This is a genomic window from Pseudoduganella sp. RAF53_2, from assembly GCF_052113985.1.
GTDB lineage: Bacteria > Pseudomonadota > Gammaproteobacteria > Burkholderiales > Burkholderiaceae_D > Rugamonas.
Genome location: NZ_JBFRDW010000114.1, coordinates 1 through 11,698 on the forward strand (window position 1 = coordinate 1; position 11,698 = coordinate 11,698).

The window sequence follows — 11,698 nt, forward strand, 5'->3', positions numbered from 1 at the left end:
GAGTTTGGATCATGAAAGCCCGTCTTATCGCAACAGCCGCCGCTCTTTTGCTGAGCACCGGCGCTTATGCCGACCAAGCCGTGAACAGCGGTGAAGGCTACCAGGCCGATCAGACTTTCGTATCGACCAAAACGCGCGCCGAAGTGCGTGCCGAAACCATCGCAGCGCTGAAGCGCGGTGACATCAACTACGGCGAAAGCTACCCCTTCAATCTGCAGCCGATCGCACCTGCGCGACGTGCCGAAGTGCGCGCCGAAATGGCCGCCGCCAAACCCGCCCAGCAGCCACGCGACGCACGCTGAGCTGCCGTACAATGGTCGCCTCATTCACCAAGAGGCGACCAATGATCGAATGGCAGTGGCTGGACTTTGAGAGTCTTTCCCGAAACGATTTATACGAAATGCTGCGCCAGCGTCAGGAAGTGTTCCTGATCGAGCAGCAGTGCTTCTATTCCGACCTCGACGGCTTGGACGCGGGTGCCTATCACTTGCTGGGCTGGCATAGCGTCGACGGCAAGCGCGAGCTGGCGGCCTATCTGCGCTGCATCGGGCCGGGCGTGAAATTCCCCGAGATGTCGCTGGGCCGCGTGCTGACCACACAGTCCGCACGCGGCAGCGGCATCGGCCGCGAGCTGGTGGCGGAAGGCATCCGCCGCGCCGAAGCGCTGCATCCGGGCCACCGCATCCGCATCGGCGCCCAGGCGCACCTGGAAAAGTTCTATGGCAGTTTCGGGTTCCGGACCATCTCGGAACCCTACGATGAAGACGGCATCATGCACATCGACATGATGCGCTGAGATAAAAAAAAACGGCCCGCAGGCCGCTTTTTTGTTGTGACGCTGAGTTAGCGCTTGATCGAGATCAGCTCGATATCGAAGACCAGTGCCTGGTTGGCCGGGATCTTGGTGCCCGAGCCGGTGGCGCCGTAGGCCAGATCCGATGGGATGATCAGGGTGCGCTTGCCGCCGGCCTTCATGCCAGGGATGCCCTGCTCCCAGCCGCCAATCACGGTGCCCTTGCCCAGGGTGAAGGTGAATGGGGTGCCGGTGTCTTTCGAGCTTTCGAACTGGGTGCCTTTGTGGTCGGAGGCGGTGTCGGAGTACAGCCAGCCGGTGTAGTTCACGGTCAGCTGGTCGCCTGCAATCGCTTCGATGCCGGTGCCGACTACCGTATCAGTCTTGGTGAAGGCAGGCTGGGTCGGGGTGGTGGTGGTCGTATCGTTGGAACCGCCGCCGCAAGCAGTCAGAGCCAGAGCGCATGCCAGGGAGGCGAACAGTTGAAGCATCGATTTCATCTTGTCTTACCTAAATTGAATTGGTCGGAAGCCGGAGCAGCAGTTTAGCAGACTGCTACCTCCATTTCCCAGTAGCCATACACAGAATTACAATTTTGTATCAGATTTCCACCTGCGTGCCGAGCTCGATGACCCGGTTGGTAGGGATCTGATAATAGTCCGCCGCCGCGCGCGCATTGCGCGACATGGCCACGAACAGGTGCTCGCGCCACGGCGCCATGCCTTCGCCCGGCGTCGAGATCACGGTCTGGCGGGCGATGAAGAAGGAGGTTTCCATCATCTCGAACGGCAGACCTTGTTCGCCGCATAGCTGCAGCAGTTTCGGGATATCCGGTTCGTCCTTGAAGCCGTAGTGCACGTTCAACTGGTAGCACTCGTGACCCAGCGGCTGGATCTTGACCTGCTCCTCCGCCGCCACATACGGCTCTTCCACGATGTGCACGGTGAAGAACACCACGCGCTCATGCAGCACCTTGTTGTGCGACAGATTGTGCAGCAGCGCATGCGGCACGCCATCGCTTTCGCCGCGCAGGAACACGGCGGTGCCCGGCACACGCACCGGCGGCGCCATGAACAGCGAGTTCAGGAAAGCTTCCAGCGGAATCGCGTGCTTTTCCAGATTCTTGAACACCAGCTCGCGGCCGGTGCGCCAGGTCAGCATCACAGTGAACAACGCAGTACCCAGCAGCAGCGGCAGCCAGCCGCCATGCAGCAGCTTCAGGGTGCTGGCGGAGAACAGCGAGATGTCGATGATGATGAAGAAGCCGGTCGCCAGGAAGCACAGCACCAGCGGCAAGTGCCAGCGGTAGCGGATCACGAAGAAGGTCAGCACGGTGGTGGCCAGCATGGTTGCCGTCACGGCGATGCCATAAGCGCCAGCCAGTGCGTCCGAAGAACGGAAGCCGATCACGGCGAGCAGCACCACGATCAGCTGCAGCCAGTTCACCACCGGAATGTAGATCTGGCCGATCTCGCTTTCCGAGGTGTGCAGCACGCGCATGCGCGGCAGCATGCCCAGCGCGATGGCCTGCTTGGTCATCGAGAAGGTGCCGGAAATCGTGGCCTGCGAAGCGATCACCGCCGCCATGGTGGACAGCACCACCAGCGGATACACGCTCCACGGACCCAGCATATTGAAGAAGGGATTGCTGATCGCATCAGGCGTCTTGATCAGCAGCGCGCCCTGGCCCAGGTAGTTCAGCGCCAGCGCAGGGAAGCAGACCATGAACCAGGCGGCACGGATCGGCTTCTTGCCGAAGTGGCCCATGTCCGCATACAGCGCTTCGGCGCCGGTAAAGGCCAGCACCACGGCGCCCAGCGCGACAAAGGAGACAAAGCCGTTGGCAGCCAGGAAGCGCAGACCATGCAGCGGATTCAAAGCAGCCAGCACGGCCGGCGTTTCCATGATGTTCACCACACCCATGGCAGCGATGGCGCCAAACCACACTACCATCACCGGACCGAAGAAGCGGCCGATGCCGGCGGTACCGTGGCGCTGCACAGCGTACAGCGCAACCAGCACGACGATGGTCAGCGGCACGATGTACTGTTCCAGCGCAGGCGCCGCCACTTCCAGACCTTCGATCGCACCCAGCACAGAAATGGCCGGCGTGATCACGCTATCACCGTAGAACATGGTGGCGCCAAAGGTACCGAGCAGCAGCAGCGGGAAGTGCCAGCTGTCCGCCACCTTGGCGACGGAGTTCAGCGCCAGCGCCATCAGCGCCATGATGCCGCCCTCGCCGCGGTTGTCCGCGCGCAGGACCAGGCTCACGTATTTGAGGGAAACGATCATCGTCAGGCCCCAGAAGATCAGGGAGACGACGCCCAGCACGTTGTCGTGGTTCAGGCCGAGGCCGTGGGCAGGATCGAAAATGGTTTTGAGAGTGTAGAGTGGGCTGGTACCGATATCCCCGTACACGATACCCACCGCCGCCAGCGTTAGTGCCGCAAGGCTGCTTTTCTTATGTTGTTGCGACGTCAAGTTTTCACCTTACTGAAGGTTTGGTGCGTTGCACAATAGGCCATCCGAGGTCAAATTGCAAGTTGGGCATGGCCGGTGCGATTTCCGCAATTGTGCTATTTTCCTCCTTTACGGAAAGAAAATCATGCAAATCTGCAAAGCCGATGCCGCGGATGCGCCCCGCCTGCACGAGGTATGGGAAGCTGCCGTGCGCGCCACGCACACCTTCCTCAGCGAAAACGCGATCCAGCAATTGAGCCCGCTGGTGCGGGAAATACTTGCCACCTTTGCACCACTGTACAGCGTGCGCGAGGGCGATGGCGCGCCATATGGCTTTCTTGGTGTGGCCGATGGCAATATCGAAATGCTGTTTGTGCATCCCGATTTTCATGGCCGCGGCGCGGGCCGCGCGCTGGCCGATTTCGCCATCAACACGCTGGGCGCGACGCGCGTGGACGTCAACGAGCAGAACCCCGGCGCTTGCGGCTTCTACCGCCATCTCGGCTTCATTCAGACCGGCCGCTCGGAACTGGACGGCCAGGGCAATCCATTCCCCATCCTGCACCTGGAGCTGGCGGCACGATGAATCCAGGCATTCTGTACGCCACCGGCGCCTTCCTGTGCTGGGGCCTGTTTCCGCTGTATTTCCACGCGATTGGCGAAGTGCCGCCGATCGAAATCCTGGCGCACCGCATGTTGTGGTCGCTGCTCTTCCTCGTTATCGTGCTGACCGCACGCAGCCAGTGGCGCTGGCTGCCGGACGTGGTCAGGAAGCCGAAAGTGGTCGCCAGTTTCATCGCCAGCGCCGTGCTGCTCAGCGCCAACTGGTTCATGTACATCTGGGCCGTGAACAACGGCCACGTGATCGACGCCAGCCTGGGCTATTTCATCAATCCGCTGGTGAATGTGCTGCTGGGCCAGATCGTGCTGAAGGAAAAGCTGCGGCGCGGCCAGTGGCTGGCGGTCGCCATTGCAGCGTCCGGCGTAGCGTGGCTGACGATTCAGGCCGGCCAGCTGCCGTGGATCGCGCTGATCCTGGGCATTACTTTCGGCGGCTACGGCCTGCTGCGCAAGACGGCAGCGCTGGCCGCGCTGGAAGGCCTGTCGTTCGAGACCATGATTCTGTTCCCTGTGGCGCTGGTGTACGTGGTCTGGCTGACCCTGCATAGCCAGAACGCCTTCCTCAACACGCCAAGCAATACCACGCGCTGGCTGCTGGTGGCGGCCGGTCCGATTACCGCCATTCCGCTGATCCTGTTTGCCGCCGGCGCGCGCCGCATTTCGATGGCGGTACTCGGCATGCTGCAGTATCTGTCGCCGAGCATGCAGATGCTGCTTGGCCTGTGGGTCTTCCATGAGGCGTTTTCGCCGGAGCGCATGGCCGGCTTTATCGTCGTGTGGAGTGCGCTGATTGTGTACATGGGCGAAGGCCTGTGGACCAGCCGCCGCGCCACGGCCTGAAACTGGATTGCCACGCCGGTTTGGCGTATCCTTGTTGACCTTTGTAAAAAATCGAGAATTTCCTGATGGCAAACTACGTCTATACCATGAACCGCGTGGGCAAAATCGTCCCACCCAAGCGCCAGATCCTGAAAGATATCTCGCTGTCCTTCTTCCCGGGCGCGAAGATCGGCGTGCTGGGCCTGAACGGCTCCGGTAAGTCGACTCTGCTGAAGATCATGGCCGGCATCGATACCGATATCCAGGGCGAAGCACGCCCGATGCCGGGCCTGAACATCGGCTACCTGCCACAGGAACCGCAGCTGGACCCTGAAAAAACCGTGCGCCAGGAAGTGGAATCCGGCTTGGGCGAAGCCTTCAGCGCGCAAGCCCAGCTGGAAGCCGTGTATGCCGCTTACGCCGAAGAAGATGCCGACTTCGACGCCCTGGCCAAGGAGCAGGAACGCCTGGAATCCATCCTGGCCGCAGCCGATGGCGGCAACCTGAACCTGCAGCTGGAAATGGCCGCCGACGCACTGCGCCTGCCGCCGTGGGACCAGAAAATCAGCGTGCTGTCCGGCGGTGAAAAGCGCCGCGTGGCGCTGTGCAAACTGCTGCTGTCCAAGCCGGACATGCTGCTGCTCGACGAACCGACCAACCACCTGGACGCCGAATCCGTCGAATGGCTGGAACAGTTCCTGGTGCGCTTCCCGGGCACCGTGGTCGGCATTACCCACGACCGCTACTTCCTGGACAACGCTGCCGAATGGATTCTGGAACTGGACCGCGGCCATGGCATTCCATGGAAGGGCAACTACTCTTCATGGCTGGACCAGAAGCAGGACCGCCTGAAGCAGGAAGAAGCCACCGAGTCCGCGCGCCAGAAAGCGCTGCAGAAGGAACTGGAGTGGTCCCGCCAGAATCCGAAAGCGCGCCAGGCCAAGTCCAAGGCGCGTATGGCCCGCTTCAACGAGCTGAGCGAATACGAATACCAGAAGCGCAATGAGACGCAGGAGATCTTCATCCCTGTGGCCGAGCGTCTGGGTAACGATGTGATCGAGTTCAAGAACGTCACCAAATCGTTTGGCGACCGCCTGTTGATCGACAACCTGTCCTTCATCGTCCCGCCGGGCGCGATCGTGGGCATCATCGGCCCGAACGGCGCCGGTAAGTCGACCCTGTTCAAGATGATTGCCGGGATCGAGCAACCGGATTCGGGCGAAGTGGTGATCGGCAAGACCGCCAAGATCTCGCTGGTGGACCAGAGCCGTGACAAGCTGGACAACGACAAGACTGTGTTCGAAGCGGTGTCCGGCGGTGCCGACATCCTGAGCGTGGGCCGCTTCGAAATGCCGTCGCGCGCTTACGTGGGACGCTTCAACTTCAAAGGTTCCGACCAGCAGAAGATCGTTGGCAACCTGTCCGGCGGTGAGCGCGGCCGTCTGCACCTGGCCAAGACCCTGCTCATGGGCGGCAACGTCCTGCTGCTGGACGAACCGTCCAACGACCTGGACGTGGAAACCCTGCGCGCGCTGGAAGACGCGCTGCTCGAGTTTGCAGGCTCCGTGATGGTGATCTCCCACGACCGCTGGTTCCTGGACCGTATCGCCACCCACATCCTGGCCTTCGAAGGCGACTCCCAGGTCAGCTTCTTCGCGGGTAACTACCAGGAATACGAAGCGGACAAGAAAAAGCGCCTGGGCGAAGAAGGCGCCAAGCCAAAGCGCATCCGCTACAAGCCGCTGCACGGCTAAGCCTGCAACAAAAAACCCGCCACACGGCGGGTTTTTTTTTAGTCTTTGCTGCCGGTGATTTTCCTCAGCAGCTCCGGTGGAATCGGCTGGCCGTTGGCGCTCAGGATGCGGACGGTTTCGTGCAGCAGGTGTGCCTGGTTGACCTTTACCACCGCCCAGGCGATGACACCGACGATGGGGATGAGCAGCGCGATAATGGGGATGAGCAAGGGGGACATATCTTGAAGCAGGTACATTTTTCTCTTTCTACGTTAGTCGTTTAATCCGCGGCCTTCGAGGATCTGGTCCATGCATTTCTCCACGCGGGATTCGCGGGTTTTGGACAGCTTCGGTGCGGCAAAGTGCAGCAGATATCCGCGCTGGCGGCCCGGAGTCAGGGCGTAGAAGGCATCACGCAGCCCCGGCAGCTCGTCGAATTTGATTTGCAGTTCTTCCGGCACCGGATATTCCCTGGTTTCCTTGAATTCCACTTTCTGGCCCGACTGCCCGACCTTGATTGCTTCCTCAATATAGGCCTTTACGATCTTGGCCGACTTGGTAATTTCCTTGAGATTGGTGAAGCGGATCTGCCGCGCCGATTGCACGTTTTCCGTTTGCTGAATCAGGATGCCGTTGGGGTCCTTCATCAAGGCGCCCTTGAAGAACAGCAGCGCGCAGTATTCCTTGAAACCGTGGATCAGCACAATATTGTCGCCATCCAGCGTATAGCATGGCTGGCCCCACTTCATCTCTTCCTTCAGTTCGCAGCTGAGCACGATCTCGCGCAGCCTGGTCATCTCTTCTTTCCAGCTCGTGGCCTTGCCCAGAAAGGCATTCACTGCGGGGTTCTCACTCATCGAATTACACCTCGTGGAAAAATTTGAAAAATATTAACCCTTTCCGCCCTGGTTGGCGAGCGGGGTGTAATATTGACAATCCACAATATCGGAGGCGACCATGCGCAAACAATTCTTCTGCGGATTGCTGTTGGCGAGTGCTGGAGCGGTGGCTTGCGCGGCGCCGATCGATAGCCTGGGCTGGCTGGCGGGATGCTGGTCGGCGGTGGGCGGCGAGAACGGTTCGGGTGAACAGTGGATGGCGCCAGCGGGCGGGACCATGATGGGCGTCGGCCGCACGGTCAAGGGCGGCAAAACGATTGAGTGGGAATTCCTGTCGATCCGCGAAGTGGAGCCGGGCAAGCTGGCTTACGTGGCCAAGCCGCACAATCAGGCTGAGGCGGCCTTCCCGGTGTTAAAGCTGGAGGAAGGGGAAGTGATCTTCGAGAACCTGCAGCATGACTTCCCTCAGCGCATCATCTACAAGCGCGCTGGCGACAATATCGGCGCGCGGATTGAGGGCATGTCGAAGGGGAAACTGAAAGGCATCGATTTCCCGCTCAAGCGGGCGGCCTGCCAGTAGTAAGGGTGAGGCGGGCACAAGGACATTGGCACATCGGAGGGGATGCCGCTGTCGCGCCCGGCCTCTAGCGGGGGCGGGCTCAAGCGCCCGCAACGACTTTAGAAGTTGAACTTGGCGCCCAGGCTGACTGCGCCGTTGCGGCGGCCCTGGTCGATGTCGTTCTTGCCGTAGTGTTCGTATTCGAGCACGGCAGATACCTTCTGGTTAATCACATATTCGCCGCCAACGCTGGCGTACAGACCGGTTTTGTTGCTATCGCCGGAGTTGTAGATGGTGGCCAGGCCGGTGGCGTTCACGTCATTCTTGTTGCGGGCGACACCCAGCTTGCCGAACACATTGAACTGCTCGTTGACTGGCCAGGTGGCTTTGCCAGCCAGGTACCAGGACTTGGCGTGGGAATCGATATTGCCGTTCACGCCGTTCACCGCGTAGCCATAGCTGGACTTCCCGAAGTCGGTATAACCCAGTTCCACACCCCAGGTCTTGTCGAGCTGGACGCCGCCGTAAATCTTGCCGCCGTATTCGGTGCTCTTGTTGTCGCCGCCGCTGGTGTCGTTACCCAGGTTGTATTTATGCTGGGAGCCGACGACGCTGGCGCCGATATAAGGCTTCAGGTTGCTGGTATTCCAGTCTTCAGCGTGGGCGGAGGACAGTGCGCCAAGGGCGCCTGCAGTAGTGATAAGGGCGAGTGCAATCTTTTTCATTGTCGTGATCTTTCAGCAAAGTTGTTAAATTGTCTTGCTTGGGATCGCAGTTCATCTCTTGGAATTGCGATTGAGATGCACGATAGCACTTGCTAAAACTTAAGTGGCCGCAAATCCGGTAAGATTTGTATTAAGATGTAAGGGACCTTGAATTAGCGCAGTTCGACTCAAAATAACGGAACTTAGCTGCAAATGAGCCGGAAGGTGAGATTGATGCGCGGTCCGCGCGGTTGGCGCTCTTTATTGATGCCATGTCGCCAACTATGCTGAAGTTTGCCCGCCATCAACAGCAGGCTGCCGTCGGTCAGGTCGATTTTCAAGGTCCTGGGCAGACGCTTGTGCTTCAAAATGAAGGTACGGGTGTCGCCGAAAGTGACGGAGGCAATTGCAGGTTCGCGCCCCAGCTCGGCTTCGTCGTCGCTGTGGAAGCCCATGCTGTCATTGCCGTCCCGGTAGTAGTTCAGCAGAACGCTATTGAAGCGCTTGCCCGTCACCTCTTCCACCACGCGTTTGATTTCCAGTTGCAGCGGCGTGAACGGCAGCGGGTGGAAGGTGCGTCCCGAATAGGTATAGCTGGCTTCGCCATACCAGGCGCTCAGGCGCGGCTGGGGCACTTCACGACCGAAGAGGAAGATCGTTTCCGCTTTCCAGGCGGTTTCTTCCTGCAGGCGCCGCAGGATATTGGCGTTCGACAGGCCCAGCGGCAGCTGGGTCATGAAGGACAGTTCGCCATCCTCGACGGGGATGGGTAGCAGTTCGGGCTGTGCAGCAAAGAGATCCATTCCGATATGATACGGGAATGGATAAACGACACTTCCTCTCTGCGCTGGCCGCGGCCGGCGCCCTTCCCCCCCTGGCCAACGCGGCACCGAAGTCCGCACGCGGACCAGCCCTGCTCACGGTCACCGGCGCCATCGCCAAGCCGAACCGCCCGGCCTTCGATCCTGTCATCGACCAGATGATGCACAAGCAGAAGCTGAGTTTCGATAAGGCTTTCGCTTTCGATTTCGCCGCGCTCAGCGCGCTGCCCGCGATAACGATCAAGCCCGTGCTGGAATACGACCAGAAGCAGCACACGCTGTCCGGTCCGTTGCTGGCCGACGTGCTGAAGGCGGCGGGCGCGCCGCTGGATGGCAGCACCAGACTGACCCTGCGGGCAGTGGATGGCTACGCCGTCGCCATCACGGTGGCGCAAGCGCAAGCCCAGCGCTTCATCGTCGCTACGCATATCGATGGCGCGGCGATGGCACTGGGTGGACTGGGTCCGCTATGGGCCGTCTACGAGCCCGGGCGCATTCCGGAAATGGCAAAGCGGCCCCTGGCGGAGCGTTTCGGCTCCTGCCCGTGGGCCCTCTATCACATTGATGTACAGACTGCCTGAATGATCAGGCGTAGGCTTCCGCCAGCGACATCACGCGCGGGGTGATGGCGATACCGACATCAGAGAAGATCTTGTTGATGATCGCCATATTGGTTTCGGCTTCTTCCGGCTTCCAGCCCTTGAAGAGGTCGGTGCCATCTTTGTGGAAGTGCAGGTCCAGCACCTTGCCGCGATCTTTATGGGTGTAACCCGAGCTGTGGGTTTGCAGGAAACCGCCGGCGGCCAGCGCTTGCAGCACAGCGGTCGGCGGATTGTCCGGGTCAGTCGCTATGTATACGCCGAAGGTCTTGCCAGGCGGCTTGGCGGCGATATCAACTTCATAGATGCCAGGTGCCTTGGTGACGGACGTGGACTTTAAAAATAACATAGCATTCCCCTGATTACTTTTTGTGACAACTCCAGATAGTCTAGCTTATTGCCTTACAGGAGCTTTGTCGATCTTCCGGGCCATATTTTTGCTGTGGCACAACAGATAATATAGTTAGGAGTCCTTGACAAGAATGGGCATTTCACTATACTTGCCGCCATGGACAAGCCTAGCAATTCCCCCTGGAGCGATACGCCGGACATCTCCGTCCGCATCGTTTCGGCCATTTCGCGCATCGGCACCGTGCTGCGGTCGGGCATGTGGGAGTTTGCGACCACGGAAAATCTGAACCCGACGCAGGCGGAAATCCTGCAGCTGCTGGCGGCGCGTCCTGAGGGCGTACGCCTGTCGTGGGTGGCACGCCAGCTGTCAATCTCGGCGGCCAGCGCCAGCGATTCCGTGGCGGCGCTGGTGAGCAAGGGCCTGGTCCGCAAGGCGCGCGCGGCCGATGACGGACGCGCCACCAGCCTGCTCCTGACGCAGTCCGGCATCGAGGTCGCCCAGCGCATCGCCGGCGCCACCGGCTTTGCCGACGAGGCTGTCGCTGCCCTGCCCGCCGCAACGCAGCAGCTGCTGCTGTCCGGCCTGCTTCAGCTCATTGGTCAATTGCAGCAAAGCGAGCGCTTCCCCGAACTGCGTGCTTGCCTGACGTGCAAGCATTTCCAGCCCAACCGGCATCAGAATCCAGACGCGCCGCATCACTGCGGCCTGGTCGGGAAACCGCTGCCGGTGAAACTGTTGCGTCTGGATTGCCCGGAGCATGAAGCGGCCGATCCGGCGGCGCTGCAAAAGAATTGGCAAGCCTTCGGATGAGGGCGGCCTTTTTTTGAGCCCTATTAATTAGGACTCCTACTTTAAATGAAAGGAAATACCATGTCCCGTGTATCTCTTGTTACCGCTGCTGCCGGCGAACGCGCTGAACTGCTGGGCCAGATTCAATCCGCTTTCGGCGCTACGCCGAATATGTTCAAGGCGGTCGCCAACTCGCCGGCCGCCCTGAAAAGCATGTGGGGCAGCTTTGGCGCCTTGGGCAAAGGCGTGATCGGCGCCAAGCTGGGCGAGCAGATCGCCGTGGCCATCGCCGACCGCAACGATTGCGAATACTGCCTGGCTGCGCACACGGCACTGGGACGCAAGGCTGGCGCCACTGCGCAGGAAATGAGCGCGGCCCAGGCCGGGGTCTCGGACGATCCGAAAACCGAAGCCGCGCTGCGCTTCGCCCTGGCCGTCGTCAATAACCGCGCCAAGATCAGCGATGAGCAAGTGCAGGATCTGCGCCGCGCCGGCTTTGGCGACGAAGAGATCGTGGAAATTCTGGCGCACGTGGCGCTCAACCTGTTCACCAATTATGTGAACGTAGCCTTCCAGGTGCCGGTCGATTTCCCCACCGTGCAGCTG

Annotated in this window: 16 protein-coding genes; 9 read left to right on the plus strand and 7 right to left on the minus strand. The window is 60.3% G+C overall.

The annotated features are described in order from the left end of the window. Positions 1 to 302, plus strand: a 302-nt coding sequence (locus AB4Z11_RS09270; protein WP_442024671.1) for a DUF4148 domain-containing protein, incomplete at its 5' end; no start/stop codon positions are given. A gap of 41 nt (positions 303 to 343) precedes the next feature. Further along, positions 344 to 796 carry a GNAT family N-acetyltransferase gene (locus AB4Z11_RS09275; RefSeq protein ID WP_442024673.1) on the plus strand — a complete coding sequence of 151 codons (453 nt, stop codon included), beginning with the start codon at positions 344 to 346 and terminating at the stop codon, positions 794 to 796. A 47-nt stretch (positions 797 to 843) separates the two neighbouring features. On the opposite strand, the gene AB4Z11_RS09280 is transcribed toward AB4Z11_RS09275, so the two are convergent. Next, the gene (locus AB4Z11_RS09280) at positions 844 to 1,293 is read right to left on the minus strand and encodes an FKBP-type peptidyl-prolyl cis-trans isomerase (RefSeq protein ID WP_442024675.1); all 450 of its coding nucleotides are present in this window, start codon (positions 1,291 to 1,293) and stop codon (positions 844 to 846) included. A 100-nt stretch (positions 1,294 to 1,393) separates the two neighbouring features. Beyond that, entirely contained in the window at positions 1,394 to 3,277 is a 1,884-nt protein-coding gene (locus tag AB4Z11_RS09285; protein WP_442024677.1) for a potassium transporter Kup, read from the minus strand. A gap of 124 nt (positions 3,278 to 3,401) precedes the next feature. Between AB4Z11_RS09285 and AB4Z11_RS09290 the strand changes: the two genes are divergently transcribed. From AB4Z11_RS09290 to ettA, 3 genes are all read left to right on the plus strand, one after another. After that, positions 3,402 to 3,842 carry a GNAT family N-acetyltransferase gene (locus tag AB4Z11_RS09290; protein WP_442024679.1) on the plus strand — a complete coding sequence of 147 codons (441 nt, stop codon included), beginning with the start codon at positions 3,402 to 3,404 and terminating at the stop codon, positions 3,840 to 3,842. After that, positions 3,839 to 4,717 carry an EamA family transporter RarD gene (gene rarD, locus AB4Z11_RS09295; RefSeq protein ID WP_442024681.1) on the plus strand — a complete coding sequence of 293 codons (879 nt, stop codon included), beginning with the start codon at positions 3,839 to 3,841 and terminating at the stop codon, positions 4,715 to 4,717. Before AB4Z11_RS09290 ends, rarD begins: the two co-directional genes overlap by 4 nt. A 65-nt stretch (positions 4,718 to 4,782) precedes the next feature. Next, positions 4,783 to 6,450, plus strand: coding sequence for an energy-dependent translational throttle protein EttA (gene ettA / locus AB4Z11_RS09300; RefSeq protein ID WP_442024683.1), 1,668 nt, complete (start codon positions 4,783 to 4,785; stop codon positions 6,448 to 6,450). Positions 6,451 to 6,488: 38 nt separating this feature from the next. On the opposite strand, the gene AB4Z11_RS09305 is transcribed toward ettA, so the two are convergent. Both AB4Z11_RS09305 and AB4Z11_RS09310 read right to left on the minus strand, forming a co-directional pair. Beyond that, complete coding sequence (locus AB4Z11_RS09305) at positions 6,489 to 6,686, minus strand: hypothetical protein (RefSeq protein ID WP_442024685.1); 198 nt, start codon at positions 6,684 to 6,686, stop codon at positions 6,489 to 6,491. A 15-nt stretch (positions 6,687 to 6,701) separates the two neighbouring features. After that, positions 6,702 to 7,286 carry a YdeI/OmpD-associated family protein gene (locus AB4Z11_RS09310; protein WP_442024687.1) on the minus strand — a complete coding sequence of 195 codons (585 nt, stop codon included), beginning with the start codon at positions 7,284 to 7,286 and terminating at the stop codon, positions 6,702 to 6,704. 100 nt (positions 7,287 to 7,386) lie between these two features. Here AB4Z11_RS09310 and AB4Z11_RS09315 point away from each other — a divergent pair, with 100 nt between their 5' ends. Beyond that, the gene (locus AB4Z11_RS09315; protein WP_442024689.1) at positions 7,387 to 7,848 is read left to right on the plus strand and encodes a DUF6265 family protein; all 462 of its coding nucleotides are present in this window, start codon (positions 7,387 to 7,389) and stop codon (positions 7,846 to 7,848) included. Positions 7,849 to 7,946: 98 nt separating this feature from the next. Here AB4Z11_RS09315 and AB4Z11_RS09320 read toward each other — a convergent pair whose 3' ends face one another. Both AB4Z11_RS09320 and AB4Z11_RS09325 read right to left on the minus strand, forming a co-directional pair. After that, complete coding sequence (locus AB4Z11_RS09320; RefSeq protein WP_442024691.1) at positions 7,947 to 8,552, minus strand: outer membrane beta-barrel protein; 606 nt, start codon at positions 8,550 to 8,552, stop codon at positions 7,947 to 7,949. 182 nt (positions 8,553 to 8,734) lie between these two features. Next, positions 8,735 to 9,334 carry an alpha-ketoglutarate-dependent dioxygenase AlkB family protein gene (locus AB4Z11_RS09325; protein ID WP_442024693.1) on the minus strand — a complete coding sequence of 200 codons (600 nt, stop codon included), beginning with the start codon at positions 9,332 to 9,334 and terminating at the stop codon, positions 8,735 to 8,737. Positions 9,335 to 9,351: 17 nt separating this feature from the next. On the opposite strand from AB4Z11_RS09325, the gene AB4Z11_RS09330 reads away from it, so the two are divergent. Beyond that, positions 9,352 to 9,933, plus strand: a complete 582-nt coding sequence (locus AB4Z11_RS09330; protein WP_442024695.1) for a molybdopterin-dependent oxidoreductase — start codon at positions 9,352 to 9,354, stop codon at positions 9,931 to 9,933. 4 nt (positions 9,934 to 9,937) lie between these two features. Here AB4Z11_RS09330 and AB4Z11_RS09335 read toward each other — a convergent pair whose 3' ends face one another. Further along, positions 9,938 to 10,300 (minus strand): hypothetical protein, encoded by a 363-nt coding sequence (locus AB4Z11_RS09335; RefSeq protein ID WP_442024697.1) that lies wholly within the window; start codon positions 10,298 to 10,300, stop codon positions 9,938 to 9,940. A gap of 159 nt (positions 10,301 to 10,459) precedes the next feature. On the opposite strand from AB4Z11_RS09335, the gene AB4Z11_RS09340 reads away from it, so the two are divergent. Then, positions 10,460 to 11,113, plus strand: coding sequence for a MarR family winged helix-turn-helix transcriptional regulator (locus AB4Z11_RS09340; RefSeq protein WP_442024699.1), 654 nt, complete (start codon positions 10,460 to 10,462; stop codon positions 11,111 to 11,113). Between the two features lie 60 nt (positions 11,114 to 11,173). Beyond that, positions 11,174 to 11,698: carboxymuconolactone decarboxylase family protein (locus tag AB4Z11_RS09345; RefSeq protein WP_442024701.1), on the plus strand; the 525-nt coding region annotated here is incomplete at its 3' end.

What these genes read in the sequence shown, in the direction of transcription:
- AB4Z11_RS09275 (WP_442024673.1), top strand. Translation starts at nt 344, where the DNA reads ATGATCGAATGGCAGTGGCTGGACTTTGAGAGTCTTTCCCGAAACGAT.
- AB4Z11_RS09280 (WP_442024675.1), bottom strand. Translation starts at nt 1,293, where the DNA reads ATGAAATCGATGCTTCAACTGTTCGCCTCCCTGGCATGCGCTCTGGCT.
- AB4Z11_RS09290 (WP_442024679.1), top strand. Translation starts at nt 3,402, where the DNA reads ATGCAAATCTGCAAAGCCGATGCCGCGGATGCGCCCCGCCTGCACGAG.
- rarD (WP_442024681.1), top strand. Translation starts at nt 3,839, where the DNA reads ATGAATCCAGGCATTCTGTACGCCACCGGCGCCTTCCTGTGCTGGGGC.
- ettA (WP_442024683.1), top strand. Translation starts at nt 4,783, where the DNA reads ATGGCAAACTACGTCTATACCATGAACCGCGTGGGCAAAATCGTCCCA.
- AB4Z11_RS09305 (WP_442024685.1), bottom strand. Translation starts at nt 6,686, where the DNA reads ATGTACCTGCTTCAAGATATGTCCCCCTTGCTCATCCCCATTATCGCG.
- AB4Z11_RS09310 (WP_442024687.1), bottom strand. Translation starts at nt 7,286, where the DNA reads ATGAGTGAGAACCCCGCAGTGAATGCCTTTCTGGGCAAGGCCACGAGC.
- AB4Z11_RS09315 (WP_442024689.1), top strand. Translation starts at nt 7,387, where the DNA reads ATGCGCAAACAATTCTTCTGCGGATTGCTGTTGGCGAGTGCTGGAGCG.
- AB4Z11_RS09320 (WP_442024691.1), bottom strand. Translation starts at nt 8,552, where the DNA reads ATGAAAAAGATTGCACTCGCCCTTATCACTACTGCAGGCGCCCTTGGC.
- AB4Z11_RS09325 (WP_442024693.1), bottom strand. Translation starts at nt 9,334, where the DNA reads ATGGATCTCTTTGCTGCACAGCCCGAACTGCTACCCATCCCCGTCGAG.
- AB4Z11_RS09330 (WP_442024695.1), top strand. Translation starts at nt 9,352, where the DNA reads ATGGATAAACGACACTTCCTCTCTGCGCTGGCCGCGGCCGGCGCCCTT.
- AB4Z11_RS09335 (WP_442024697.1), bottom strand. Translation starts at nt 10,300, where the DNA reads ATGTTATTTTTAAAGTCCACGTCCGTCACCAAGGCACCTGGCATCTAT.
- AB4Z11_RS09340 (WP_442024699.1), top strand. Translation starts at nt 10,460, where the DNA reads ATGGACAAGCCTAGCAATTCCCCCTGGAGCGATACGCCGGACATCTCC.